The sequence below is a fragment of the Caulobacter sp. FV1ye6ST genome (genome assembly GCF_058681225.1).
Window position 1 is genome coordinate 2,504,864 of record NZ_CM178733.1, and the last position, 24,098, is coordinate 2,528,961.

At 67.4% G+C, this 24,098-nt stretch carries 26 protein-coding genes; 15 read left to right on the forward strand and 11 right to left on the reverse strand.

Annotated elements, in window-relative coordinates; all coding sequences use genetic code 11:
• The first annotated feature begins 30 nt into the window (after positions 1 to 30).
• From ACW175_RS12270 to ACW175_RS12280, 3 genes are all read left to right on the forward strand, one after another.
• Positions 31 to 1,371 carry an Hsp70 family protein gene (locus tag ACW175_RS12270; protein WP_492104728.1) on the forward strand — a complete coding sequence of 447 codons (1,341 nt, stop codon included), beginning with the start codon at positions 31 to 33 and terminating at the stop codon, positions 1,369 to 1,371.
• An 88-nt stretch (positions 1,372 to 1,459) separates the two neighbouring features.
• Positions 1,460 to 3,055, forward strand: a complete 1,596-nt coding sequence (locus ACW175_RS12275) for an ice nucleation protein (protein ID WP_492104729.1) — start codon at positions 1,460 to 1,462, stop codon at positions 3,053 to 3,055.
• 83 nt (positions 3,056 to 3,138) lie between these two features.
• Positions 3,139 to 3,624 carry a hypothetical protein gene (locus ACW175_RS12280; RefSeq protein ID WP_492104730.1) on the forward strand — a complete coding sequence of 162 codons (486 nt, stop codon included), beginning with the start codon at positions 3,139 to 3,141 and terminating at the stop codon, positions 3,622 to 3,624.
• Here the strand turns inward: ACW175_RS12280 and ACW175_RS12285 are convergent.
• Positions 3,621 to 4,520, reverse strand: coding sequence for a LysR family transcriptional regulator (locus ACW175_RS12285; RefSeq protein ID WP_492104731.1), 900 nt, complete (start codon positions 4,518 to 4,520; stop codon positions 3,621 to 3,623). The two genes, ACW175_RS12280 and ACW175_RS12285, sit on opposite strands and share 4 nt — an antisense overlap.
• Before the next feature lie 141 nt (positions 4,521 to 4,661).
• Here ACW175_RS12285 and ACW175_RS12290 point away from each other — a divergent pair, with 141 nt between their 5' ends.
• Positions 4,662 to 5,360 carry a pirin family protein gene (locus ACW175_RS12290; RefSeq protein WP_099578021.1) on the forward strand — a complete coding sequence of 233 codons (699 nt, stop codon included), beginning with the start codon at positions 4,662 to 4,664 and terminating at the stop codon, positions 5,358 to 5,360.
• 90 nt (positions 5,361 to 5,450) lie between these two features.
• Positions 5,451 to 6,050, forward strand: coding sequence for an NAD(P)H:quinone oxidoreductase (gene wrbA, locus ACW175_RS12295; protein ID WP_492104732.1), 600 nt, complete (start codon positions 5,451 to 5,453; stop codon positions 6,048 to 6,050).
• A 127-nt stretch (positions 6,051 to 6,177) separates the two neighbouring features.
• On the opposite strand, the gene ACW175_RS12300 is transcribed toward wrbA, so the two are convergent.
• From ACW175_RS12300 to ppdK, 5 genes are all read right to left on the reverse strand, one after another.
• A complete protein-coding gene (locus ACW175_RS12300; protein WP_492104733.1) occupies positions 6,178 to 7,092 on the reverse strand; it encodes a DUF4861 family protein in 915 nt (304 codons plus the stop codon).
• Between the two features lie 10 nt (positions 7,093 to 7,102).
• On the reverse strand, positions 7,103 to 7,561 hold the full coding sequence (locus ACW175_RS12305; protein WP_492104734.1) for a heme-binding protein: 459 nt from the start codon (positions 7,559 to 7,561) through the stop codon (positions 7,103 to 7,105).
• 88 nt (positions 7,562 to 7,649) lie between these two features.
• Positions 7,650 to 7,784, reverse strand: a complete 135-nt coding sequence (locus tag ACW175_RS12310) for a hypothetical protein (RefSeq protein WP_492104735.1) — start codon at positions 7,782 to 7,784, stop codon at positions 7,650 to 7,652.
• Positions 7,785 to 7,808: 24 nt separating this feature from the next.
• Positions 7,809 to 7,985: a hypothetical protein gene (locus tag ACW175_RS12315; protein WP_492104736.1), complete on the reverse strand. Its 177-nt coding sequence runs from the start codon at positions 7,983 to 7,985 to the stop codon at positions 7,809 to 7,811.
• 89 nt (positions 7,986 to 8,074) lie between these two features.
• A complete protein-coding gene (ppdK, locus tag ACW175_RS12320; protein WP_492104737.1) occupies positions 8,075 to 10,762 on the reverse strand; it encodes a pyruvate, phosphate dikinase in 2,688 nt (895 codons plus the stop codon).
• Between the two features lie 319 nt (positions 10,763 to 11,081).
• Here ppdK and ACW175_RS12325 point away from each other — a divergent pair, with 319 nt between their 5' ends.
• The gene (locus ACW175_RS12325) at positions 11,082 to 11,630 is read left to right on the forward strand and encodes a GNAT family N-acetyltransferase (RefSeq protein ID WP_492104738.1); all 549 of its coding nucleotides are present in this window, start codon (positions 11,082 to 11,084) and stop codon (positions 11,628 to 11,630) included.
• On the opposite strand, the gene ACW175_RS12330 is transcribed toward ACW175_RS12325, so the two are convergent.
• Positions 11,627 to 12,463 (reverse strand): hypothetical protein, encoded by an 837-nt coding sequence (locus ACW175_RS12330; RefSeq protein ID WP_492104739.1) that lies wholly within the window; start codon positions 12,461 to 12,463, stop codon positions 11,627 to 11,629. The genes ACW175_RS12325 and ACW175_RS12330 overlap by 4 nt on opposite strands.
• Before the next feature lie 11 nt (positions 12,464 to 12,474).
• Complete coding sequence (locus tag ACW175_RS12335) at positions 12,475 to 13,158, reverse strand: hypothetical protein (RefSeq protein WP_492104740.1); 684 nt, start codon at positions 13,156 to 13,158, stop codon at positions 12,475 to 12,477.
• Positions 13,159 to 13,499: 341 nt separating this feature from the next.
• Here ACW175_RS12335 and ACW175_RS12340 point away from each other — a divergent pair, with 341 nt between their 5' ends.
• The 9 genes from ACW175_RS12340 (at position 13,500) to ACW175_RS12380 (ending at position 22,128) form a co-directional block, all read left to right on the forward strand.
• Positions 13,500 to 14,156: a response regulator transcription factor gene (locus ACW175_RS12340; RefSeq protein WP_492104741.1), complete on the forward strand. Its 657-nt coding sequence runs from the start codon at positions 13,500 to 13,502 to the stop codon at positions 14,154 to 14,156.
• Between the two features lie 47 nt (positions 14,157 to 14,203).
• On the forward strand, positions 14,204 to 15,568 hold the full coding sequence (locus ACW175_RS12345) for an ATP-binding protein (RefSeq protein ID WP_492104742.1): 1,365 nt from the start codon (positions 14,204 to 14,206) through the stop codon (positions 15,566 to 15,568).
• Positions 15,569 to 15,671: 103 nt separating this feature from the next.
• A complete protein-coding gene (locus ACW175_RS12350) occupies positions 15,672 to 16,337 on the forward strand; it encodes an MtnX-like HAD-IB family phosphatase (protein ID WP_492104743.1) in 666 nt (221 codons plus the stop codon).
• Positions 16,338 to 16,350: 13 nt separating this feature from the next.
• On the forward strand, positions 16,351 to 17,742 hold the full coding sequence (locus ACW175_RS12355) for an aspartate aminotransferase family protein (RefSeq protein WP_492104744.1): 1,392 nt from the start codon (positions 16,351 to 16,353) through the stop codon (positions 17,740 to 17,742).
• Positions 17,730 to 18,665 (forward strand): arginase family protein, encoded by a 936-nt coding sequence (locus tag ACW175_RS12360; protein ID WP_492104745.1) that lies wholly within the window; start codon positions 17,730 to 17,732, stop codon positions 18,663 to 18,665. The genes ACW175_RS12355 and ACW175_RS12360 overlap by 13 nt, the downstream gene beginning before the upstream one ends.
• Positions 18,662 to 19,027, forward strand: coding sequence for a DMT family transporter (locus tag ACW175_RS12365; RefSeq protein ID WP_492104746.1), 366 nt, complete (start codon positions 18,662 to 18,664; stop codon positions 19,025 to 19,027). Before ACW175_RS12360 ends, ACW175_RS12365 begins: the two co-directional genes overlap by 4 nt.
• Positions 19,024 to 19,866 carry an alpha/beta hydrolase gene (locus ACW175_RS12370; protein ID WP_492104747.1) on the forward strand — a complete coding sequence of 281 codons (843 nt, stop codon included), beginning with the start codon at positions 19,024 to 19,026 and terminating at the stop codon, positions 19,864 to 19,866. Before ACW175_RS12365 ends, ACW175_RS12370 begins: the two co-directional genes overlap by 4 nt.
• Positions 19,859 to 21,370, forward strand: a complete 1,512-nt coding sequence (locus ACW175_RS12375) for a GNAT family N-acetyltransferase (protein ID WP_492104748.1) — start codon at positions 19,859 to 19,861, stop codon at positions 21,368 to 21,370. The genes ACW175_RS12370 and ACW175_RS12375 overlap by 8 nt, the downstream gene beginning before the upstream one ends.
• Positions 21,367 to 22,128 (forward strand): MipA/OmpV family protein, encoded by a 762-nt coding sequence (locus ACW175_RS12380; protein WP_492104749.1) that lies wholly within the window; start codon positions 21,367 to 21,369, stop codon positions 22,126 to 22,128. Before ACW175_RS12375 ends, ACW175_RS12380 begins: the two co-directional genes overlap by 4 nt.
• Positions 22,129 to 22,253: 125 nt before the next feature.
• On the opposite strand, the gene ssb is transcribed toward ACW175_RS12380, so the two are convergent.
• The 3 genes from ssb to ACW175_RS12395 all read right to left on the reverse strand — a co-directional run bounded on the left by ssb (position 22,254) and on the right by ACW175_RS12395 (position 24,044).
• The gene (ssb, locus tag ACW175_RS12385) at positions 22,254 to 22,772 is read right to left on the reverse strand and encodes a single-stranded DNA-binding protein (RefSeq protein ID WP_492104750.1); all 519 of its coding nucleotides are present in this window, start codon (positions 22,770 to 22,772) and stop codon (positions 22,254 to 22,256) included.
• Between the two features lie 160 nt (positions 22,773 to 22,932).
• Positions 22,933 to 23,334, reverse strand: a complete 402-nt coding sequence (locus tag ACW175_RS12390) for a hypothetical protein (RefSeq protein ID WP_099578055.1) — start codon at positions 23,332 to 23,334, stop codon at positions 22,933 to 22,935.
• A gap of 20 nt (positions 23,335 to 23,354) precedes the next feature.
• Entirely contained in the window at positions 23,355 to 24,044 is a 690-nt protein-coding gene (locus ACW175_RS12395) for a hypothetical protein (RefSeq protein ID WP_492104751.1), read from the reverse strand.
• Between the last annotated feature and the right edge of the window lie 54 nt (positions 24,045 to 24,098).

The window sequence follows — 24,098 nt, forward strand, 5'->3', positions numbered from 1 at the left end:
CCCTCCCGACCGACAACATCGAGCCATCCCATGACGGCCGCTCCCCCCGCGCCGAAGAATGGCGCGCCGACCATTGGCGTCGACTTCGGCACCACCAACACCGTCGTCTCGCTGACGCGCGGCGACGATCAGGCGCATCTGGTCCGTTTCTCGATCGACAATCGGGAGCTGTTCGCCTTCCGCTCTGCGCTGAGTTTCCACAGCGTCCAGGGCCAGAACGGCGCGGTGAACGAGCGCGTGGTCGAGGCCGGCCCTTGGGCCATCGAGTCCTATCTGGAAGATCCGCTGGAAACGCGGTTCATCCAGTCGTTCAAGACCTTCGCCGCCTCGCAAGCCTTCACCGAGACGCGGATCCTGAACAAGCGCTACCTGTTCGAGGATCTGCTGGCCGCCTTCCTGCTGCGTCTGCAGGAGCATGCCGCGGGCCAGCTGGACGCCCTGCCCCCGCGCGTCATCGTCGGCCGCCCGGTGACCTTCGCCGGCAGCTCGCCCAACGAGGCCCTGGCCCTGACCCGCTATGAAGAGGCCTTCAAGCGCCTGGGCTTCACCGATATCCGCTATGCGTACGAGCCGGTCGGCGCGGCCTTCTTCTTCGCCCGCCAGCTGAAGGAGGACGCCACGGTGCTGGTGGCCGACTTCGGCGGCGGCACCAGCGACTTCTCGCTGGTCCGCTTCGAGCGCGACGCCGACGGCACCCTGCGCTCGACGCCGCTGTCGCGCTCGGGCGTTGGCATCGCCGGCGACGCCTTCGACTACCGGATCATCGACCAACTGGTCTCGCCGGAACTGGGCAAGGGCTCGGACTACCGGTCGTTCTCCAACAGCCTGCCGATCCCGCAGCGATACTACGCCGCCTTCGCCCGCTGGGACCAGCTGGCCCTGCTTCGCGCTTCCAAGGACATGCGCGACATCCGCGCCCTGGAGCGCACGGCGGTGGAGCCGGAGAAGATCGCCGCCCTGATCGAGGTGCTGGACGGCAATCACGGCTACGCCCTCTACAAGTCGGTCTCGGCGCTGAAGGAGGCGCTGTCGGCCCAGACGGAAGCGACGTTCCACTTCGCCGCCGGCTCTGTCGAGATCGAGAAATCCGTCCAGCGCGGCGAGTTCGAGAGCTGGATCGCCCCGGAACTGAACGCTATCGAGACCGCCGTCGGCCAGGCTCTGGAGCGCGCCAACCTCACCGAGGCGGGCGTCGACCGCGTGTTCCTGACCGGCGGCAGCTCGTTCGTGCCGGCCGTTCGCGAGATCTTCCTGCGCCGCTTCGGAGCCGAAAAGATCGAGAGCGGCGGCGAGTTCGAGTCGATCGCCTCCGGCCTGGCCCTGATCGGCCGTGAGAACGACCTGGATCTGTGGACCATGCGCGCCGAGTAGGCTTTCTCGCCGCATGGTCGAGTGGGGCCGTTTCGCATAAGGTTAACGCGACCGATTCACGTCGCGACCTTGTGGGGCAACGAGTCCAGTGCCGATTTCGTACCTCTCCGCCGCCCAGATCGCCGCCCTGTCGGTGTCGACGATCACCAATCTCTCGACCACCAAGCTGGAGACCCTGGCCAGCACGCAGGTCGCCGCCCTGTCGAACACGGCGCTGGGCAGCCTGTCGGCCAGCCAGGTCTCGGCCCTGTCGAACACCGCCGTGAAGGGCCTGACGGCCACCCAGATCCCAGCCTTCGCCCCGAACCTGATCTTCGACGCCGAGCAACTGGCGGCCTTTAGCGGCGGCCAGCTGAACGCCCTGACCTCGACCCAGCTGGCCAAGCTGGACACCGAACGGCTGGAGAAGCTGAGCGCCGTCCAGATCGGCGCGCTGGACACCACGCACTTCACGGGCCTGGACGGCACGCAGATCACGGCGCTGAACACCACCCAGGTCAAAAGCCTGACGGCGGCTCAGATCGGGGCCATGCGCCTGGAAGACCTGGGCGAGATGTGGCCCGATCAGTTGCAGGCCCTGTCGCCGACTCAGCTCTCGGCCCTGCCGGCCACCCTGATCCCGGCCCTGGACGACCTGCAGTTCGCCGCCTTGACGACCAGCCAGCTGAAGGGCCTGACCGCCACCCAGGTCGGATCGCTGTCGCTGGATCAACTCCGCGACCTCGACACGGACTTCAACGTCTTCTCGGCGGCGCAGCTGGGCGGCCTGACTAGCGCCCAGACCGGCTCCCTGTCCGACACCCAGTTCTCGGCCCTGACCGCGACACAGCTGGCGGGCCTTTCCAGCAGCGGCTTTACGGGTCTCTCGGCCACCAAGGTCGCCGCCCTGACCGCGACCCAGATCGGGGGCCTCACCGCCGCGCAGGTCCGGACGCTGAGCGTCACCGACTTCACCAAGCTGACCCCGACCCAGGTCGCGGGCTTCACGGCGGGACAGCTGTCGGCGCTGTCGACCGACAACTTCAACGCCCTTTCGGCCACCCAGATCGCGGCCCTGAGCCCGACCCAGTTGGCGGGCCTGGCCGCGACACAGATCGCCGGCCTGACGGCGACCGACTTCGCCGAGCTGTCGGCCACCCAGTTCCAGAGCCTGAGCGCCAGCCAGATCGGCGGCCTGTCGGCCGAGAATCTGTCCGGCCTGGACGCGACCGCCTTCCAGACGATCAGCTCGACCCAGATCACCGGACTGACCGCGACCCAACTGGCCGGTCTGTCGACCACGGACATGGCCGAGTTCTCGACCACCCAGGTGCGCGCCCTCAGCGGCGCCCAGCTAGGCGCGATCTCGATCACCGACCTCTCGGCCCTGTCGACCACCCAGGTCACGACCCTGACGACTAGCGCGCTGAGGGGTCTGTCGCCCTACCAGATGCGGAGCTTCTCACATGCCGGATTCAGCCAGTTCACCGTGACCCAGGTCCAATCCCTCAGCTCCACCCAGATTGGCTCGTTGGCGACGTCGGTGATCGCGGGGCTGACGACGACCCAGGTCGGCTACCTGCTGCCGGCCCAAATCCCAGGCCTGACCTTGACCCAGCTGGACTGGCTGTCTTCGACCAATCTGTCGGTCATGACTCCGCTGCAGGTCGGCGCCCTTACCCCCACCCAAGTCGCCAGTCTTTAGGTCCGAAAGTCTGGGGAAGAGAAAGCGCCTAGACGAACCGCGTCGCCCGGGCGTCTGATGGCGCCGCTCCCAGGAGGCGCTCCATGATCCGTTCCGCCCTTCCCGTTCTCGCCGCCGTCAGCCTGATGATGGCCGTGCCCGCCCAGGCGCGGACCGGCCCGCTGGGCGCGATCGGTCTCTGGAAGATCGATCTCGCGGCGTCACACTTCAACGAAGCCCTGACTGGGCCCGCGCCGCTGAGCGCGGAACTCGACGTCACCAAGGACGACGGCAGGAGCCTCGCCTGGACGTTGATCGAGGAAGACGAGAGCGGCCTGGCCGCCATTCAGTTCGCCGACGCCCCTTTGGACGGCACGCCGACAAAGGCCGTGGTCAACACCCAGATCGTGATGATCAGCGTCCGCCGCGACGGGACCAGCGGCGTCACCGCCGTCACCAGCAACAAGAGCGGCCGCAAGCAGTCGATGAAGGTCTGGCTCGTTGACGCCAACACGCTGAAGGTCGAACAGGACGTCGACGGCCAACCGGGTCCGCCGGACCAGAGCCTGACCTTCAAGCGCGTGCGCTAACCTTTGGCTGAAAGCGCCTTGCCCAGATAGTTGGCCAGCGCATCCACCCGCGCGGGACGCGGCCCGCCGGGCGGCATCACCAGATGCAGGGCGATCGGCGCGGCGGTCCAGTCGACGAGGATCTCCTCCAGCCGGCCGTCGGCCACGGCCGGGCCGACGATGAAGTCGGGCAGCACCGCCACACCGACCCCAGCGATCAAGGACGGGACAAGCACGTCGCCGTTATTGGCGCGGATCACCGACTTGGGGCGCACGGATGCCTCCTCGCTGCCTCTCTGGAAGCGCCAGGTCTCCGGCGCGGCCTGGTGGCCATAGGTCAGGCCGCGGTGCTCGGCCAGACCCGCCGGGTGTCCGGGCCGCCCATGCTTGTCCCAATAACCGGGCGACGCCACGACATGGCGCTTCACGCCCCTCAGGCGACGGGCGACCAGCGAGCTGTCCGGCAGCGAGGCCACGCGCAAGGCCAGGTCGAAGCCCATGCCGACCAGGTCGACGGTGGCGTCCGACAGGTGCAGGTCGACCGACACGTCGGGATAGGCCTCGAAGAAGCCCGGCAGCACCGGCGCCAGGGTGGTTATGCCCAGCGACATCGGCACGGCCATCCGCACGGTGCCTCGCGGGGCCGAGGACTGGCTGGAGGCCTCCTCCTCGGCGGCTTGCGCCTCGGCCAGCACGCGGCTGGCGCGCTCGACAAGGGACTGGCCCGCGTCGGTCAAGGCCAGGCGGCGCGAAGTGCGGTTGAAGAGGCGCGCGCCCAGACGTTCCTCAAGGCGGGTCACCGCCTTCGACACCGTGGCCTTGGACATGGCCAGCTCCTCGGCGGCGGCGGCGAACGAGCGCAGCTCCACCACCTTGGCGAACACGGCGAGGCCTTCGAGATCGGGCAGCTTGGACATGATGAGAGCTTAGTTTTGGCAACGATGAGTTTCAACAGTTTCCATTTCGGATCCTGTGCGATCCCCTATCTTCTCCTCAACAGGACGCGCCGACGCGGCGCACCGAGGGCCAAGGCCCAGAGGGAAAGAAAGGTTAGAGCCATGATCGACCGCAGACCGTTCGACAAGCTTGGCGGCGCCAACCACGGTTGGCTGAACGCCAAGCACCACTTTTCGTTCGCCAGCTACTACGACCCCAGCAACATGAACTGGGGCGCCCTGCGGGTATGGAACGACGACGAGATCGCCCCCAACACGGGCTTCCCGCCGCATCCGCACAGCGACATGGAAATCATCACCTATGTCCGCGACGGCGCGATCACTCACCAGGACAACCTGGGCAACAAGGGCCGCACCGAGGCCGGCGACGTCCAGGTGATGAGCGCGGGCACGGGCATCCGTCACTCGGAATACAATCTCGAGCCGGAAACCACCCGGATCTTCCAGATCTGGATCGAGCCCAAGACCTTCGGCGCGGCTCCCTCGTGGGGCGCCAAGCCGTTCCCGAAGGGCGACCGCTCGGGCAAGTTCGTAACCCTGGCTTCGGGCTTCAAGGATGACGCCGACGCTCTACCGATCCGCACCGACGCCCGCGTTCTGGGCGCCACGCTGAAGGCCGGCGAAAGCACCACCTACGCCCTGGGCAAGGACCGCAGCGGCTACCTGGTCCCGGCGGTCGGGGTTGTCGAAGTCAACGGCGTCAAGCTGAACGCCCGCGACGGCGCCGGCATCAAGGACGAGGACGTCATCACCGTCACCGCCCTGGAAGACGCCGAACTCGTTCTGGTCGACGCCGCCTAAGCGCGACCGCTTCGTTCAAGAGCCGGCGCGAGGAAACTGAAATCCTCGCGCCGACTTCCCTCCCCGACGTTCGTTTTCAAGGAGGCCTCCATGGCCAAGGTTCTCGTCCTCTACTACTCGTCGTACGGCCACATCGAGACGATGGCCAAGGCCGTCGCCGAAGGCGCCCGCGAAGCCGGCGCTCAGGTCGACATCAAGCGCGTGCCGGAAACCGCCCCGCCTGAAGTCGCCAAGAACGCCCACTTCAAGCTCGACCAGGAAGCCCCGGTGGCCTCCATCGCCGACCTTGCCGACTACGACGCGATCATCGTCGGCACGGGCACCCGCTTTGGCCGCATGAGCTCGCAGATGGCGGCGTTCCTCGACCAGGCCGGCGGCCTGTGGGCTCGCGGCGCCCTGCACGGCAAGGTCGGCGGCGCGTTCACCTCGACGGCGACGCAACACGGCGGCCAGGAGACCACCCTGTTCTCGATTATCACCAACCTGCTGCACTTCGGCATGGTGATCGTGGGCATGGACTATGGCCACGCCGGCCAGATGACGCTGGATGAAATCACTGGCGGCAGCCCCTACGGCGCCACCACCATCGCCGGCGGCGACGGTTCGCGTCAGCCCAGCGAAAACGAACTGACTGGCGCTCGCTACCAAGGTCGCAAGATCGCCGAGACCGCCCTGAAACTGCACGGTTAAGCAACCGCACGGCTGATCCCTTCCCCAAGGATCCAAAGCCGCGGCCGCCGTCCGCGCCCTCCCCCAGGCGGACGGCCAACGACCGCCCCGAGGCTCCCCTCCGCCTCGGGGCGGTTTCCGTTTTGGCCTAGTGCGTCGGGTCGAAGTCCGCCTTCGCGCCCGCCACATACGCGTCCCATTCGGCCGGCGTATGGAAGTCCAGGCCCTTATCCCAGGCCGCGCCCATGTAGTAGACGAACGGCTTGCCCGGCTCGACCTTGATGAGAACCAGGTAGTTGTCGAAGTCCTGGCGCACCTCGACGACCGACTTGGGGTCGACCATCAGGGCGATGGCCATCGCCCCCTTATCCGGATCCGCCGGCTCCCAGAACGTCACGCGGCCGGGAGCCAGGTCCTTCTTGAACACGCCCGAGCCGCTGGCGCGCTTGCGTTTGCTGATGCCGATGCCGACCACCAAAGGACCCGGTTTGTCGGAGCTGATGGTCGATACCATCCGCGTGAAGTTCGTGCCCAGCGGCAGGCTGAAGGTCCGCGTCTCCCAGACCTCGCGATCCACATCCACCGGCCACGGCGCGTAGTCGACGCTAAACTTGGCCACGTCCGGACCATTCTGGATCATCTTCCAGCTGGACCAGTTGCGCGAGGTCCACAGCTTGTTGTCCCGCCATACGCCCAGTCCGCCCGCGCCACGGCCGGTGCCGACATCATAAAAGTCCAGCCCCTCTCCGTGGTTGGCGTGCTGGTCACCGGTCTTCAGTTGGCGGTCCATATACGGCCAGCGCTCGCTTTTGCCCCAGGCGTCGATACCCGAGGTGGACGGCGGCTCGGCCTTCTCCAACTCGCGGCTGTACATCCGGTGCGCCGTGCGATCGTTTTCCCAGAGGATGTCGTTGAAGCGATAGGGGGCCAGCGTGACCGTGGCGCGCGGCTTCTGGCCCTCGGCGTCGGGCTTTGGCAGCGGCTTGGCCGGGCCGTGTTCCTGGGCGTGAGCGGCGCCCAGGAACAGCGTCAGTACGGCGGTGAGGGCCAGGGTCTTCTTCATGTCGGACGCCTCAGTGGAATTGCGGAAACTGGGCAAGCGCCGCCCGGGCGCATTGGTCGGCGGCCTCGTGCGTGGTGTCGGCGATCGCCAGGCCGCCGACGACAGCGCTCCCGACATGCAGCGGCAGCGAGCCGGCGTGCGGGTTCAGGTGGTCGGGATCGGCGGCGATCTTGGCCGCGAAGTCCGGGTCTGTCTTCTCGCGCGGCTCCATGACGCTGCCGGGCTGGTCGAAGACCACGGCGGCGTTGGCCTTGCGCGGCGCGGCGATCGGCGGTTTGGGGCTTAGCTCGTCACGCAGCACGACCAGCGGATTACCTTTGGCGTCGACCACGGCCGCCGAGACATGCGCACCCTTGGCGGCGCAGGCGTCGATCGCGGCCTTGGCCAGACTGATCGCAGTGGGAAGCGTGATGGGCCGCGGATCGGGCGCGGTCGCGAAGCCTGCCGCCAAAGCCAAGATCGCCAGCATCGTGCTTCCTCCCAGAAGTCTACCTTCCGGATATAGCCTTAAGAGAGAATTGGTCTAGCCAAAATCTCCAATTGGATAATCCAACGCGTCAGCCAGCCTTCGCGCGCACCACGGCGACCAGCCAGCCGCCGCCCCACGGAGTGTTGTTCTCGGCCCCGTCGAGCACTTCGCCCATCCCTTTCAGGCGATGCCAGAGGCGCGGGGGCTTCAAGGCCAGCCACATGGTCGGCCCAACCGCCCCCGACTTTCAGGTTTGGGGCATGGTGGGCGACGAGGCGCTCGACCTCGCCCAGGCCCCCAGCGTCCCCACGTCTCGACGCGCGGCGACGATCGGCTTGCCCCGCTTACGCATGAAGAGCTCGCCCAGCCACGGGCGGTCCAGCGAGAGGAGTTCCGTGAACCGGCGCCAGCGGAGATAGGCCATTGAACATCCCCGAGCGCTCTGTTCCCGGATAGGAAAAGGGCCCGACGCTGTCCAGCGCCGAGCCCCTTAAATCAAGCCTTGTCGGCCTGCTATCGCTTATTGGCCAGCGCTGCTTGCGCCGCCGCCAGACGGGCGATCGGCACGCGATAGGGCGAGCACGACACGTAGTCGAGGCCGACCGTCTCGCAGAAGGCGATCGAGGCGGGGTCGCCGCCGTGCTCGCCGCAGATGCCCAGCTTGACGTCCGGACGGACCGCGCGGCCGCGCTCGGCGGCGATGCGGATCAGGTCGCCGACGCCTTCCTGGTCGAGGCTCACGAAGGGGTCCTTCTCGAAGATGCCCTTGTCGATATAGGCGCCCAGGAACTTGCCGGCGTCGTCGCGGCTGATGCCGAACGTCGTCTGGGTCAGGTCGTTGGTGCCGAAGCTGAAGAACTCGGCGTTGGCGGCCAGGTCACCGGCCCGCAGGGCCGCGCGAGGCAGCTCGATCATGGTGCCGACGGTGTACTTCAGGTCGACGCCCTGCTCCTCCAGCACCGCCTTGGCGACGCGGTCGGTCAGGTCGCGCAGGTACTTCATCTCCTCGCCCTTGGCGACCAACGGGTGCATGATTTCGGGCACCGGCGCGGCTTTGCCCGACTTGGCGATCTCGCAAGCAGCCTCGATGATGGCGCGGACCTGCATCTCGTAGATTTCGGGATACGAGACACCCAGGCGGCAGCCGCGGTGGCCCAGCATGGGGTTGGTTTCGTGCAGCTCCTTGGCGCGACGCATCAGCTTGGCGGCGTCCAGGCCCGTGGCTTGCGCGACGGCTTCGACGTCTTCCTCGGTATGCGGCAGGAACTCGTGCAGCGGCGGATCCAGAAGGCGGATCGTGACCGGCAGGCCTTCCATGATGGTGAACAGCTCGACGAAGTCGGCTTTCTGGAACGGCGCGATCTTGGCCAGGGCCGCGCGACGGCCCTTCTCGTCGTCGGCCAGGATCATCTCGCGCACGGCGGCGATCCGGGTGTCGTCGAAGAACATGTGCTCGGTGCGGCACAGGCCGATGCCTTCCGCGCCGAACTGGCGGGCGGTCTTGGCGTCAAGCGGCGTCTCGGCGTTGGCGCGCACCTTCAGGCGGCGGACCTGGTCGGCCCAGCCCATCAGGGTGGCGAAGTCACCGGTCAGCTCGGGCTCGATCATCTTCGGCGAACCGGCCAGGATCTCTCCGGTCGAGCCGTCGATGGTGATGATCTCACCGGCCTTGAACTCTCGGCCACGCACCCGGAACAGGCCTTCCTTCGGGAACATCGACACATCGCCGGCGCCGGAGACGCAGGGACGACCCATGCCGCGCGCCACGACGGCGGCGTGGCTGGTCATGCCGCCCCGGGCCGTGATGATGCCGCGGGCGGCGTGCATGCCGTGGATGTCTTCCGGCGAGGTCTCCTCGCGCACCAGGATGACGCTTTCGCCGGCGGCCGAAGCCTTCTCGGCGGCGTCGCTGTCAAAGACGACCTTGCCGGTCGCCGCGCCGGGCGAGGCCGGCAGGCCGGTGGTGATCACGTCGCGATGGGCGGTCGGGTCGATCGTCGGGTGCAGCAGTTGGTCCAGCGAGGCCGGCTCGACGCGGCCGATCGCCTCTTCCTTGCTGATCACGCCCTCGGCGGCCATGTCGACGGCCGTCTTCAGCGCGGCCTTGGCGGTGCGCTTGCCGTTGCGGGTCTGCAGCATGTAGAGCACGCCGCGCTCGACGGTGAACTCGATGTCCTGCATGTCGCGATAGTGACGCTCCAGCGTCTCCACCACCGACTTGAACTGGGCGAACACCTCGGGCATCGCCTCTTCCATCGAGGGAGCGACGTCGCCCATTTCCTCGCGGGCGGCCTTGGTCAGGGACTGCGGCGTGCGGATGCCCGCCACCACGTCCTCGCCCTGGGCGTTGATCAGAAACTCGCCGTAGAGGCGGTTGTCGCCGTTCGACGGGTTACGGGTGAAGGCCACGCCGGTCGCCGAGGTGTCGCCCATGTTGCCGAACACCATCGACTGGATGTTCACGGCCGTGCCCCAGCTCTCGGGGATGTCGTGCATGCGGCGATAGAACTTGGCGCGGTCGTTCATCCAGCTGGCGAACACGGCGCCGACGGCGCCCCACAGCTGCTCCTGGGCGTCCTGCGGGAACGGCTTGCCCAGGTGATCCTGAACAGCGGCCTTGTAGTCCTTGATCACGGCGGCCCAGTCGTCGGCGGTCAGGCCGGTGTCGACATGAACGTCCAGGCGATCCTTATGGTCGTCCAGGATCTCCTCGAACATGTGATGCTCGAGATTGAGCACGACGTTCGAGTACATCTGGATGAAGCGGCGGTAGCTGTCATAGGCGAAGCGGCGGTCGCCCGACAGCTTGGCCAGGCCCTCGACGGTCTCGTCGTTGAGGCCCAGGTTCAGCACGGTGTCCATCATGCCCGGCATCGAGGCTCGGGCGCCCGAGCGCACGGAGACCAGCAGCGGGTTGGCCACATCGCCAAACTTTTTGCCCGTCAGTTCCTCGACCTTGGCCAGGCCGACGGCGACCTGCTCGGTCAACTCGGTCGGGTACTGCTTGCCGTTCGAATAGTAGTGGACACAGGCTTCCGTGGTGATGGTGAAGCCCGGCGGAACCGGCAGGCCCAGGGACGACATCTCCGCGAGATTGGCGCCCTTCCCGCCCAACAGGTTCTTCATCGAGGCGTCGCCGTCAGCGCCGCCTCCGCCGAATGCATAAACCCAACGGGCTTTGGTCAACGTCTCAACCGGCATATGTTCTCACCCTGCGATCAGTGAAGATGGCCGCGCCTCTCTTTGGAGGTCGTCTCGCCTTGGAACAGCGCTGCTTTGTCGTGATCCCGCAGTGCAATATCCGGGCGTCTCAGTAGCACTTCGCTCAAGAACGCGTCCACTGGCGCTTAGCGTTCCACGGCCCGACACGAGAATTCGGCAAATAATTCCAATGACAACGTTGTCCGACCGCGCGCGTTGGCGAGGTTTCGAGCAATCTTACGCCAAATTCGCGATGTGAGCCGAAACCGGACGATCACAGCCGCTTGTTTTCGCAGCGCGGAACGCTTCCATTGCGGGCATGGACCCGCACATCGTCCGACTCAATCCGTGTCTGGGCGCGTCCCGGAATGAGGCGGACGCCATCGCCGACCTGCACACCCGCAGTCGCCAAATCGCCTATCGCGGTCTCTATGGCAACGCCCATTTGGACCATGCGCTGCCGGAGATCTCGCGGACCGTCTGGCGCAAGCGGTTCGAGACCTTCGACCCGGCGACCGACCTGATTCTGGCGGCGATGGAGGGTGGCGAGCCGATCGGCCTGGCCTACGCCTCGTTCAAGCTGAACCCCGCCGTCGGCGTCTTGCTCGACAACCTGCACGTCGCGCCCGAGCGCAAGGGCGGCGGTCTCGGCACGGCCCTGCTGGCCGAGGTGGCGCGGTGGCTGATCGAGGACCACGACGGCGCGCCGCTGCACCTGGAGGCCTACGCCCCCAACCAAGCCGCGCTCGGATTCTACATCCGCAAAGGCGGTGTGGAGGCGGCGCGCTACCGCGAGACAGCGCCCGGCGGTCGGGACGTCGATGTCGTGCGCTATCGCTGGGCGCGGCCTCAGGATCTGCTGGCTTAGCGCTCCAGCTCAGTGGCCATGGCCGAGGCCAGAGCGCCTAGCTGGTCCGGCCCGATGCGATCGGTCTTCAAATTGTAGAGGCCGCGCAGATAGGCCTTGTCGGAAGCGGTCATCCGCTTGGGACCGCCAGGCTCGACGAATAGATTCAGGATCGAGGCCTGGTCGGGCTGGGTCGCGTCGGGGCGGATGTCCGCCAGGGCGACCAGACTGACATAGTCCGCCAGGGCTCCGATCTCGACTCCGTCAGTCTTGCGCGCGTCCACGACCACAAGGCTGTAGTGAAGACGGCTGGCGACCGGCTGGAGGATATGGCTGTCCGGGGCCCGCATGGCGCGGATATCGGTGTCACCGGACGAGATGTCGCCATAAGCCGGAACCTCGCCGGTGTAGCTGAGCCAGCGCACGGGGTTGGTATTGGCCTTGAACCGGTCGATGCGCGGAAGCGAGATGGTGTCGTAACGAATCTTCCCGCGCCGGCGCGCCTGATCCAGCAAGACCTCCGGCTCGCGCGAGAACAGGATCAGCAGGTTCGGATAGCACTTCTGGGTGTCGAACCTCAGGCCGACATCGCCCGCCACCTGACGCAGCCGCGACCGCACATACCCGTCGACGGCCCCGCCCGCGCCAGCCACGACAGGACAGAGCTTCGGCCCGCGACGGCTGACCATACCGCTCGACAGTTCGGTCGCCGCCCGGACGTAGTTCATGGTCCGGGCGCGGTTGGCGGCCTTAACCACCAAGGTGTCGGAAACCAGCGGCGCCTCCTGAGCCACCGCTAGCGTCGTCGTCGGAACCATCGCGGCCAGGATCAGGCCGACAAGCCAGGGCCGCATCAAGCCCTCGCCTATCGCGTGCGGTAGACGGCGCGGAGATAAGCCCGGTCCGCCTCGGTCATGGCCTCGGCCTTGCCGTTGTCGAACAGGTTCAGGATCGTGCCGTCTGCCGGCGCCGCGCGGGCTTGAACATCAGCCAGCGAGACCATGGTCACATAGTCCGCCAGGGCCGAGACCTTGACGTCCGCGGCCTTGTTGGCGTCGACCACGACCAGCGAGTTATAGGGGCGCGCGTCCCGCGTCTTGATCCCCGGGGTCGCGCTGCCGTGCATCCAGCGGACCGGCTGGGTGCTGGTCTTGAACTGCTTGGCGCGCTGGGCGGTGACGCCGCTATAGTTGAACCGCTTGTCGCGCGAAGCCGCGTTCAGAAGTTGGTCGGGTTCCGACGAGAACAGGACCACTACATTGGGCTCGCAATCCCAGCGCGCGTACTCGGCGCCGACGTCCTTGGCCACCTGGCGCATGCGCGCGGCCACGTAGTTGTTCACCTCGGCCGAGGCGCCCCGGACCAGCGGGCAAACGCCTTGGCGGGCGCCGCCCGTCGGGCCATTGCCGCTCCGCAGCCGCGCCATCTCCACGGCGAGGCCGTTCTCCCGCCGCGCATCGCCCATCATGGTGTCGCTCTGCCGCGCCGAGACGGCCGAACCGGACGCCAGCAGCGTCATCACACCGATACCCAGAAGCACTCGTCGCATGGTGTTTTCTCCCAAGGTGATTGCAGGAGAACACAACCTCTGACTGAGAACAAGCGTGTAGCGCGGCTGAAACGTAAGCTGCGGGCGATGGCTCCCAGACGGTCGATAACCTTTTGGCGGCGCGGTGATCCTGACCAATGGCGACCAGGGGCGGGTCACGGGCCTTGTGGGTCAAGTTCACCTCGACGTAAGGCTCAGCCGGTGTTCGTCTCGACCCGGCGCCCGGTTGCTTGGCGCGCCTCCCCGCCGATGTAGGATTTTTGTCCGACCATGACCGACAAAGCCTTGCCCAAGCCAGACCGTCACCGGGACAGCGAAAGTCAGCCTTGCATGGCCGCGGCGTGAAACTCTTGCTCGTCGAGGACGACGCCATGTTGGGCGCGGCGATGAAGCGAGGCCTGGAGAAGGCTGGCTATGTCGTCGACTGGGCCCAGGATGGCGACGAGGCGCTGGGAGGGCTCAGCGCGCAAGCCTATGAGACCGTGATCCTGGACCTGTCCCTGCCGCTGATGGATGGCATCGAGGTGCTCAAGCGGATGCGCGCTCGCCGCGACACCACACCGGTGATCATCGTCACGGCGCGGGGTCGTGGCGATCAGAAGATCGATGGGCTTGACGCGGGCGCCGACGACTATCTGGTCAAGCCCTTCGACCTCGACGAACTGCTGGCGCGCATCCGGGCCCAGATCCGCCGCGCGGAGGGGCGGGTCAACGACCTGCTGAAGGTCAAGGAGGTGACCCTGGACATCGGCGCGCGCCTGGTGCGGCGTGGCGATGCGACCGTACAGCTGACCGCCAAGGAACTGCGGGTGCTCGATGTCCTGATGCGCCGGGCGGGTCGCTTCGTCAGCAAGGACGATCTGGAGAACGCGCTCTATGACGCCGCCGGCGGGGTCGAAAGCAACACTATCGAGGTGACCATCTACGCGCTGCGCAAGAAACTCGGGACAGACTTCATCCTGACGGCCCGCGGGTTGGGCTACATGGTGGGCAAATGAAGTCGCCCCGCTCTTCCGATCCACGCCCTTTCGATCCAAGGGCCTCGGTGACCGGTCAGCTCTTCCGCCGGGTGACCGCCCTGCTGATCGCCATCATGATCACCGTCTTCGGGATGATGTACTGGACCGCCCGCGACGAGATCGACAAGGTCTATGACGGCCAGCTGATCACCGGCGCCAACGTGCTGCGCGCGCTGATGAGCGAGGAGATCAAGGAGCGCGGCCAGAACCGGTCGGGCGTCTCGCTGGAGATCGGCGACGAGTGGCTGAGCGCCGAGGACCGCAAGGCCTTCGACGCCTATGCCGACTGGCGGATGTTCAGGATCTGGAAGGACGGGCGACTGGTCCTGGGCTCCGACACGGGCCCCAGCCTGGCCCCGCCGCGCGGCCAAAAGGGCTTCGAAACCGCGAAGGTCGCGGGCAAGCATTGGCGGATCTTCAACCTGCCGGTGGGGGAAGCCGGCGTCACCATTCAGGTGGGCGAGCGCACCAGTATCCGGTCGGTGCTGGTCAAACAGATCCTGGTCGAGCTGGCCATACCGCTGATGCTGGTGCTGCCAGCCAGCCTGGCGCTGATCTGGCTGGCCCTGAAGGATGGCCTCCGGGCGGTGCGGGCCCTGGTCGCGGCGATCGGCGATCGCGGCTCGCGCGACCTCAGCCCGCTCGATAGCCGGACCTGGCCGCTCGACCTCCAGCCGATGGCGCGGTCGGTCAACGACCTGCTGCGTCGCCTGCAGCGCAGCTACGAACACGAGCGTCAGTTCATCGACAGCGCCGCCCATCAGCTGCGCACGCCCCTGGCGGCGCTGAGCCTGCAGGCCCAACTGATCGCGCGGGAGGACGATCCGGTCGAGCGCGCGACTCAGGTCCAGCAACTGCGCGAGGGCGTGGCCCGGGCCAGCGAACTGACCGAACAGCTGCTGACCCTGGCGCAGCTGGGGCCGCGTATCGACCGGGACCTGACCGCCGATCCGCGGGCCGAGGCTACCGCCGCCCTGGCCGAGATCGCCGTCATCGCCGCCGCCAAGGGCGTGGCTTTGGCGCTGGAGGGCGAGGCCCCGCGAGTCCAGGGCGACCCGGCCCTGTTACGCCTGATCCTGGCCAATCTGATCGAGAACGCCGTCCGCCACGCCCCACCCGATTCGGAGGTGCAGGTCCTGCTCTCCAGCGACCGCCACCTGGGCTGGGTTACCGTTTCCGACCACGGTCCGGGGATCCCGGCCAACGAGCGCGAGCGCGTCTTCCAGCGCTTCTTCCGCGGCGCCAACGCACGTGGCTCGGGGTCTGGGCTAGGCCTGGCGATCGTCGAGGAGGCCGCCCGCGTTCTGGGCGGGCGGGTTGTTCTGGCGGATCGCGCGGACGGCGCCCCGGGTCTGGAGGCCCGCTTCGGCCTGCCGAAGGTCGCTTCCTAGACGGTCCATCCAGGGGCGACCGAAATCGCCTCATCATTGCCCGCTTCTCTTCAGCTTCGCATCAGCTTCGTCGCTCACACATCGCGCCGAACTGGAGCGGCGCATGCAAGTTTTCTGTGATTTCGACGGTACGATCGCCAAGCTCGACACCACCGATCTGGTCCTAACCCGTCTGGCCGATCCGGCCTGGGAGGATCTCGAGGACCAGTGGAAGCGCGGCGAGATCACCGCCGCGGCGTGCATGCGCGGTCAGGTCGCCTTGATCGGCGGCGACGACGACGCGCTCGACGCGGTGCTGGACAGCGTCGAACTGGTCGAGGGCTTCGCGGACTTCGTCGCCTGGTGCCAAGCCAGCGCCGTGCCGCTGACCGTGGTCAGCGACGGCGTCGACTACTTCATCGCCCGGATCCTGAGCCGACATGGTCTGGGACATCTGCCCGTCATCGCCAACCGCATGGTCGGTGACGCGGTCGCCGGACGCCGGCTGGAGCAGCCCTGGTCCCGCGCCGGCTGCGCGGCCGGGTCCGGGGTCTGCAAGTGCCAGGTCGCCTCGGCCGACGCCCAGGCCGGCAACCTCATGGTCTTCATCGGCGACGGGCGCTCGGACTTCTGCGTCTCGGGTCGCGCCGACCTGCTGTTCGCCCGCGACAAGCTGGCCGCCTACGCCCGCTCACGCGCCATGCCGCACCACGAATTCTCGGACTTCCACAGCATCACCACGACGCTCGCCGCGGTCCACGGCCGCCTGGCCCGCCGCGCCGCCATCTGATCGGAGTTTCCCCATGTACGACGCCGAACACCCCGTCCTCGATGAAGCCGCCCTGCGCGACCTCGAGGCCCAGTACTGCTCCTACGGCGATACGGTCCACTACCTGCCAGACCCGAAGTTCTTCACGGGCTGCGAGGGCTCGTTCATGTACGACGCGCAGGGCCGCGAGTATCTGGACCTGCAGATGTGGTACTCGGCCGTCAACTTCGGCTACCGCAATCCGCGCCTGAACGCCGTCGCCCACCGCCAGCTCGACACCCTGCCGCAGGTCGCCAGCCAGTACCTGCACCGCGAGAAGGTCGAGTTGGCCGCCATGATCGCCCAGGACGCAGAGAAGAAGTTCGGCCGCAAGGGCCGGGTCCACTTCAATGTCGGCGGCGCCCAGGCGGTCGAGGACTCGCTGAAGCTGGTCCGCAACGCCACCGGCGGCAAGCAGCTGATGTTCGCATTCGAGGGCGGCTATCACGGCCGCACCCTGGGCGCTTCGGCGATCACCTCTTCGTATCGCTATCGCCGCCGCTACGGCCACTTCGGCGACCGCGCCCAGTTCATCGAGTTCCCGTACCACTTCCGCGGCCCCAAGGGCATGAGCAAGGAAGATTACGGTCACCACTGCGTCCAGAAGTTCGCCCGCCTGTTCGAGACCGAGTACAACGGCGTGCTCGACACCAAGACCGGCCAGGCGGAATACGCCGCCTTCTTCATCGAGCCCATTCAAGGCACCGGCGGTTACGTCATCCCGCCGATGAACTTCTTCTCCGAACTGAAGAAGGTCCTCGACCAGTACGGCATCCTGCTGGTGGTCGACGAGATCCAGATGGGCATGTGGCGGACCGGCAAGCTGTGGTCGATCGAGCACTTTGGCGTGCAGCCGGACGTGCTGGTGTTCGGCAAGGCCCTGACCAATGGCCTGAATCCCCTGTCGGGCGTCTGGGCGCGCGAGGCGCTGATCAATCCGGAGATCTTCCCCCCCGGCTCGACCCACTCGACCTTCAATTCCAACCCGATGGGCACCTCGGTGGCGCTGGAGACCCTGCGCATGACGCACGAGGTCGACTACGGCGCCCAGGTCTTGGCGAAGGGCGCCTACTTCTTGGAAGGCCTGAAGGACCTGCAGAAGCGCTGGCCGCAGATCGGCGACGTCGACGGCCTGGGTTTGGCCCTGCGCGCTGAGATTTGCGAGGCCGACGGCTTCACGCCCAACAAGGCCCTGCTCAACAAGATGGAAGAGGTCGCCATGTCGGGCGAGCTCGAGGTCGACGGCAAGACCATGGGCCTGATCCTCGACGTCGGCGGTTACCACAAGAACGTCATCACGCTCGCGCCCTCGCTGGAGATCAGCAAGGACGAGATCGACCTGGCCCTGAAGCTTCTGGATGCGGTGCTGCGCCGGTGCGTCGACTGAGTGATCGCCTGACCCCGGTGCTCCTGGACCTCGACGGCGCGTTCGAGGACCAGGCGCTGCTGGCCGAGGAAGCCCTGGCCGCGGGCGGCCGCCAAGTCACCGCCCGCGACCTTGGCCCCGCCTTGCGCCTGTGGAGCCGCCCGCCCGCGCTGGAAGCCCTGCGCGAGCGGCTGCGGGCGGCCGCTCCGGCCAGCCCGAGCCTGGTGTTCACCGGCTCGGGCGACTTCCACCATGTCTCGCCACTGCTGATCGAGCGGGCGATCGAGGCGTCGTGGAGCGGACCGGTGACGGTCCTGCACTTCGACAACCACCCTGACTGGGTGAGGTTCGACAACGGCCTTCACTGCGGCTCCTGGGTCGGCAGGGCCGCGCGCCTGGCCGGCGTGGCCAAGGTCGTCACGGTCGGAGTCTGCAGCGACGACATCGCCCATCCGACCGCGAAGGGGGCGCATCTGGACCTGGCCGACGACGGCCGGCTGGAGCTCTACGCCTATCGCGCCCCCGACGGCGGCGCGGCCGTGCGCGTGGGGTCCGCCGCGTGGCCGACCGTCGAGAGCATGGGCGAGAAGGCCTTCATCGACCTCCTGGCTTCGCGTATCGAGACCGACGCCGTCTATGTCACGATCGACAAGGACGTTTTGCGTGCGGAAGACGCCGCCACCAACTGGGACCAGGGGCGCACCAGCCTACGGTTCCTGGAGGCGATGCTCGACCGCATCCTGGCCGAACGCCGCCTGATCGGCGCCGACATCGTCGGCGACTGGAGCCGCCCGCGCTATGGCGGCGGGGTCGTCGCGGCCTTGCTCAAGCAAGGCGAGGCGCTGCTCGACCAGCCCTGGTCGCCGCCAGCGCCCCAGGCCCGCCAGGCCAATGAGGGCGTCAACCGGCGCCTGCTGCGCCTGTTCGTGCAGGTCGCCGCATGAGCCGTATCCTATCCTCGGCCGCCTTGGGTCTGGCCTTTTGCGTCGTGACCGAGATCACCCGCGAGCTGTGCTTCAAGGCCGCCGCCAACCGGTCTCAGGACGGGTCGAACTACGTTCTCGACCTGGCGCGCCAGCCGCTCCTATGGGTCGGTATGGCGTTCTGGATCAGCGAGACCATCGCCCTGGTCCGCGTCCTGGAGATCGCGCCACTTTCCGTGGCCTATCCGATCACCACCTTGCCCTATGCCGGCATCCCGATCGCCGGCGCCCTGGTGTTCCGCGAGCGTCTCACCCGAGGCCAGGTCGCCGGCGCGGTGCTGATCGGACTGGGCGTGATCCTGGTCGGAGCCTCCGGCCTATGACCATTCAAGACCGTGGTTTCCGGCTGAAGGCCGAGGGCCGTCGTGGCGTGCTGCTGATCCACGGCCTGACCGGCGCGCCCGACGAGATGAAGTTTCTGGCCAAGCGGCTGCACCGCCAGGGGTTTGACGTCATGGCCCCGCAACTGGCCGGACATGGCGCCGACATGGCCACGCTGCTGCGCAGCACCTGGCGCGACTGGCTGGACTCCGTGGTCGCCGCCTACGACGCCTACGCCCGCGAGGTCGACGAGGTGTTCGTCGCCGGCATCTGCGTGGGCGGCGCCCTAGGCCTGGAGCTGGCCGCCCAGCGCCCGGAGATCGCCGCCGCCGTCGTCTACTCGATGACCTTCGAATACGACGGCTGGAACATGAAAGGCTGGATGAAGGGCGCCTATCTGATCCAGGCGGTCGCCAACCTGCCGCTGGTGCGCCGGATCAGTTTCGCCGAACCCTATCCTTTCGGCCTCAAGGACGAGCGCCTGCGCGAACGCGTGGCGCGCGCGCCGGAAGCCTTCATCGAGGGCTCTCTGGACCGCCTGCCGTTCGGGGCCCTGTTCCAGATGTATCGCCTGGGCCGGCGCCTGGAGCACGACGCCAGCGCCATCGACGTTCCGTGCCTGATCATGCATGCGCGCGAAGACGACATGAGCGACCCGCGTAACGCCTGGCGCCTGAAGCGCGCCCTGGGCCCAAAGGCCGAGGTGCGGCTGTTCGAGGACAGCTACCACATGCTGCACGTCGACAAGGAGCGCGCCCTGGTCGCCGACGAGACCGCCGCCTTCTTCCTGCGCCACGCCGCCAGCGCCCCGGCCGTAACGGCCGAGCTCGCGCATGCTTGAAGCCCGTGTCGTCGACACCCTGGCCGCCATCCACCGCGCCGCCTGGGACGCCCTCTTCCCCGACGAGGTCGAGCGCTATGACTATCTGGCCGCCGTCGAGGGCGCCGGCCTGGACGGCTTCGCCTGGCGCTATGTACTGGTCGAGGAGGATGGGCGGCTGCTGGCCGCCGCGCCGGCCTTTCTCACCCCGTACGCCCTGGAAACCACCGTCGACGGCGCCGTCAGGACCCTCCTGCGCGCGATCGGCCGGGTCGCGCCGGGACTGACCACGCTGCGCCTGGCCTGCCTTGGCTCGCCGTGCACGGAGACCGCCCAGCTCGGACTGTCGCCAGACGCCGACCCAGGCGCCGTGCTCGGTCTGTTGATGAAGGCGTTCGAAGACGCCGCCCGACGCGAGCGCTGTGGCCTGATGGCGGTCAAGGACGTGCCGGCCCCGCATGCCGCCCTGTGGGCCAAGGCCCTGGGTCCGGCCGACTACCAGCCGATGACCGGCCTGCCGCTGGCCAGCCTGGACATCGATTTTCCCGACCAGGAAACCTATCTGGCGCGGTTGTCACCGGCGACCCGCAAGGACATGCGCCGCAAGCTGCGCGCCGCCCAGGTCGTGCGGGTCGAGGTTCGCCGCGATCTGAAGGGCTTCGAGTCCGAGGTCATGGGCCTCTACGCCGAGACGAGAGCGCGCGGCGATCTGCGGTTCGAGACCCTTACGGCGGACTATTTCACGGACGTACTGGAGAACATGGGCCAGCGGGCCGCCTGCGTGCTCTATTTCGTCGACGACGCGCTGATGGCCGCCAACCTGGTCCTGATCGACGCCGGAACCCTGGTCGACAAGTTCTTCTGCATGCGGGCCGAGGGCCGCGACCACAATCTCTACTTCCTGAGCTGGTTCACCAACATCGGGCTTTGCCTGGACCTGGGCCTGACCCGCTATCAGAGCGGCCAGGCCGCCTACGCCAACAAGCTGCGGTTGGGCAGCGGCCTCATCCCAACGACCATGTATTTTCGCCACCGCGACCCGTTGCTCAACTTGGCTCTGCGCTGGCTCGCCCCGCTGCTGTCGCCGGACGTCCCCCAATTGCCCCCACCTGAACCGGTCGCCGATCCGGCGCCCCCGACCACCTTCCGCGCGCGGTGGGCCAAGCGCCTCCTGTTCCTGGCCCTGCCTCTGCTGGGCCTGGCCTATCAGGTGACCGCCAAGGAGACCGCACAGGTCATGTCCGGCGTCCCGTTCGGCGGTCGATGGCTTTCGAAGGTGCTCACCGTGCCTTGGGCCCAGGCGCTGATCGGGCTGGAGATCGTCAGCTTCTGCGCCTGGATGGTGGTCCTTTCCGAGATCAAGCTGAGCGAGGCCTTCCCTCTGTCCGCGCTCAGCTACGTGCTGGTGGTGGCGGCCAGCTGGACCGTCTTCCACGAGGCCGCCAGCCTGCTGCAGATCCTCGGCGGCGTCGCCATCCTCGCCGGGGTCTGGCTGATGGGCCGGTCGGGCGAGCCGGCGCAATGAGACCGCTTGCAATCATCCTGGCCGCGTCCATCGGCTTGGGCATGGCCAGCGCGGCCAAGGCTGAAGCGGCGTCGCCCGACGGCGGCCCTTGGACGGTGGATGTCGGATTGATCTCTCGCACGCGCCCCGTCCATCTGGGATCGTCCCGCTACACGACAGACCTGCTGCCGATCATCTCGGCGAGCTATGGCGACCGGGTGGAGTTCAGCCTTGATGACGGCCTGACCGCCAGCGTGTGGCGCGGCGGCGGTTGGTCGGCCGGCCCGGTGGTGGAATACCGCCAGTCCTATAACGACCGCCTGCCCCGGCGCGCCTTCGCCATGGACGACGCGATCGAGGTCGGCGGCTTCGTCAAGCGCCGCACGCCCATCGGTGATATCGGCCTGCGGGTGCGCAAGGCGGTCGACGGCTATGGCGGCTGGTCCGGCGACCTTGCGTTCGATACCGGCGCCCAGGTCTCGCCGCGTTGGAAGGTGGGCGCGCAAGCCCGCCTGTCGTGGGCCGACAGCAGCTTTTCGCGCGAGTATTTCGGCCTGAGGCGCAACACCGACCGACCCATGCAGCTGCCGCGTTTCGGCGAAAACGATTTCTACAGCGCCGGTCTGGAACTGGACGTGGCCCGCGCCATCGGTCCGCGCACGGCCATCGTCGCCACGGTCAGTGAAGACCACATTCTCGGCGAAGAATGGCGCAGCCCCCTATTGCGCAACCGCGACATGATGACGTTCGGCCTGGGCATGACCCACCGGTTCGGCTGATTACGGTCAATTCCGGTGGGTTTTACCCACGCTGGCGCGAACAGTCCGAATTGGGCGGATGCAATAGAAAACGGCCGGCTCTAAGGAGAACCGGCCGCTATTTACGTTCTCAGCCTTGTTCGGCCCTAGAAGGGAATCTCGTCGTCAAGGTCGGCCGAGAAGCTTTCGCGCGGGCCGCTGGGCTGGCTGCGCGGGCCGCCGCCGCCGCCGAAGCTGGAGCCGCCGCCGCCGCCGCCCGAATAGCCGCCACCATACTCGTCACCGCCGCCCGACGAGGCGCCGGCGCTGTCGCCGCGACCGCCCAGCATGGTCAGTTCGCCGCGGAACTTCTGCAGCACGATTTCGGTCGAGTACTTTTCGACGCCGGCGTTGTCGGTCCATTTGCGGGTCTGGATGGCGCCCTCGATATAGACCGTGGAGCCCTTGCGCAGATACTGCTCGGCGACCTTCACCAGGTTGTCGTTGAAGATCACGACGCGGTGCCACTCGGTCTTTTCCTTGCGCTCCCCGCTGGTGCGGTCGCGCCAGGTCTCGGAGGTGGCGATGCGAAGATTGGCGACGCGGTCGCCCGAACCGAGGCTGCGGATCTCGGGATCAGCCCCAAGATTGCCCACCAGAATGACCTTGTTGACGCTGCCAGCCATCGCTCGCCCTTGTTCTCGCCCGGCGACCTTCGCGCCGGAATCTGGAGCGAGACGTTAACGAGAGCTTGCGGCCCGCGCAAGTTTTGTTCTCATAACGTTCTTGTGGACGGGAAAGACGGCTGTGGACGGACGAGCCAGCCGCGCCCTCCTCCCTCGAACGCTACTGGCTGGGCTCGCGGCGGATGGCGCCTGGCACGGCCAAGCGACCGTCACCGGTACGAACCAGCGACATGAAGCGCGGACCTTCATAGGTCTGGCCGACGTAGATGCCTTCCTTCTCGAGGAAGATGAACGAGCCCTGGTAGGCGCCGACCATGCCCACGCTGTTGGACTGGCCCAGGCGCACGAAGCGCTGACGCGCGCCTTCAAGCGCCGCGGCGCAAAGCTCCATCTGGGGCACGTTACGCTCCACCGGATTGTACCTCAGCGTGCCGTCCTTGTTGGTCGCCACCTGGAAGCAGACGCCCTGCTCGAACGGCGCCTTGGTCTGCTTCTCGCAACCCGCGAGCGCAAGACTGGAAACGGCCAGAACGGCGGCGACGGCGAGGACGGTCTTGCTCATGGATTACACTTATAAACCTATCAGCCGTTGGGGATAGAGCAGTTGGGGCCCTGGTCGAACGCGGCGTGGAAGCTGCGGTTGTCGGACGAAATCTCGACGCGGCCGGGCACCAGCCGCAGCGTTTCCTCACCCCAGCGGCCGTAGGTGGCGCCGCCGGTCTTCTCGCAGCGGCCGCCGAACAGCTGCTGGGCGCAGGCGTTCAGGGTGATCTCGCCGGGCAGGCGCCGCCACTCGTTGCCGGCGTAGCGCCAGCAGGCGCCGAGCGGGGTGTTGGCCGCGGTATTGGCTGACGAGGTCGGCGTCGACACGGGCGTCGCCGGGGTCGCGGCGGGCGCTGAGACGGTCGGGGTCGGCGGCAGCGGAGTCAGGACCGTGCCCGCCTGGTCGGCCGCGGCCAAGGCGCCCGTCTCGTCGACGCCGACATCCAGGGCGCCGGTGGCCACGCCGTTCTTCTTGGCGCATTCGGCCAGGGTGATCTCGCCGACGAAGGCGCCGCCGACGAAGCAGCGCAGTGGGCGCGCGGGATCCAGCTTGGTGTCGTCGTCACGGCCCGTCTCGACGATCAAACCGCCTCGCGAGGCCGGCGGAGCCTCGTCCGGCTTCTTGTCATGGCCCGACATCAGGGCCACGGCGATGCCCAGTCCCGCCAGCAGCGCGAGCGCGCCGCCGCCGGCGAAGATGAGGGTTCGGCGATCTTTCAGAAAGTCCATGACCCCTGGCTACGACGCGTCGATGACGCTTTCAAGCTCGTCGGGCTAGAATAT

Excerpts from the sequence above, each read along its gene's own strand:
- ACW175_RS12270 (WP_492104728.1), top strand. The coding sequence starts at position 31 with ATGACGGCCGCTCCCCCCGCGCCGAAGAATGGCGCGCCGACCATTGGC.
- ACW175_RS12280 (WP_492104730.1), top strand. The coding sequence starts at position 3,139 with ATGATCCGTTCCGCCCTTCCCGTTCTCGCCGCCGTCAGCCTGATGATG.
- ACW175_RS12285 (WP_492104731.1), bottom strand. The coding sequence starts at position 4,520 with ATGTCCAAGCTGCCCGATCTCGAAGGCCTCGCCGTGTTCGCCAAGGTG.
- ACW175_RS12290 (WP_099578021.1), top strand. The coding sequence starts at position 4,662 with ATGATCGACCGCAGACCGTTCGACAAGCTTGGCGGCGCCAACCACGGT.
- wrbA (WP_492104732.1), top strand. The coding sequence starts at position 5,451 with ATGGCCAAGGTTCTCGTCCTCTACTACTCGTCGTACGGCCACATCGAG.
- ACW175_RS12300 (WP_492104733.1), bottom strand. The coding sequence starts at position 7,092 with ATGAAGAAGACCCTGGCCCTCACCGCCGTACTGACGCTGTTCCTGGGC.
- ACW175_RS12305 (WP_492104734.1), bottom strand. The coding sequence starts at position 7,561 with ATGCTGGCGATCTTGGCTTTGGCGGCAGGCTTCGCGACCGCGCCCGAT.
- ACW175_RS12310 (WP_492104735.1), bottom strand. The coding sequence starts at position 7,784 with ATGTGGCTGGCCTTGAAGCCCCCGCGCCTCTGGCATCGCCTGAAAGGG.
- ACW175_RS12315 (WP_492104736.1), bottom strand. The coding sequence starts at position 7,985 with ATGGCCTATCTCCGCTGGCGCCGGTTCACGGAACTCCTCTCGCTGGAC.
- ppdK (WP_492104737.1), bottom strand. The coding sequence starts at position 10,762 with ATGCCGGTTGAGACGTTGACCAAAGCCCGTTGGGTTTATGCATTCGGC.
- ACW175_RS12325 (WP_492104738.1), top strand. The coding sequence starts at position 11,082 with ATGGACCCGCACATCGTCCGACTCAATCCGTGTCTGGGCGCGTCCCGG.
- ACW175_RS12330 (WP_492104739.1), bottom strand. The coding sequence starts at position 12,463 with ATGCGGCCCTGGCTTGTCGGCCTGATCCTGGCCGCGATGGTTCCGACG.
- ACW175_RS12335 (WP_492104740.1), bottom strand. The coding sequence starts at position 13,158 with ATGCGACGAGTGCTTCTGGGTATCGGTGTGATGACGCTGCTGGCGTCC.
- ACW175_RS12350 (WP_492104743.1), top strand. The coding sequence starts at position 15,672 with ATGCAAGTTTTCTGTGATTTCGACGGTACGATCGCCAAGCTCGACACC.
- ACW175_RS12355 (WP_492104744.1), top strand. The coding sequence starts at position 16,351 with ATGTACGACGCCGAACACCCCGTCCTCGATGAAGCCGCCCTGCGCGAC.
- ACW175_RS12365 (WP_492104746.1), top strand. The coding sequence starts at position 18,662 with ATGAGCCGTATCCTATCCTCGGCCGCCTTGGGTCTGGCCTTTTGCGTC.
- ACW175_RS12370 (WP_492104747.1), top strand. The coding sequence starts at position 19,024 with ATGACCATTCAAGACCGTGGTTTCCGGCTGAAGGCCGAGGGCCGTCGT.
- ACW175_RS12375 (WP_492104748.1), top strand. The coding sequence starts at position 19,859 with ATGCTTGAAGCCCGTGTCGTCGACACCCTGGCCGCCATCCACCGCGCC.
- ACW175_RS12380 (WP_492104749.1), top strand. The coding sequence starts at position 21,367 with ATGAGACCGCTTGCAATCATCCTGGCCGCGTCCATCGGCTTGGGCATG.
- ssb (WP_492104750.1), bottom strand. The coding sequence starts at position 22,772 with ATGGCTGGCAGCGTCAACAAGGTCATTCTGGTGGGCAATCTTGGGGCT.
- ACW175_RS12390 (WP_099578055.1), bottom strand. The coding sequence starts at position 23,334 with ATGAGCAAGACCGTCCTCGCCGTCGCCGCCGTTCTGGCCGTTTCCAGT.
- ACW175_RS12395 (WP_492104751.1), bottom strand. The coding sequence starts at position 24,044 with ATGGACTTTCTGAAAGATCGCCGAACCCTCATCTTCGCCGGCGGCGGC.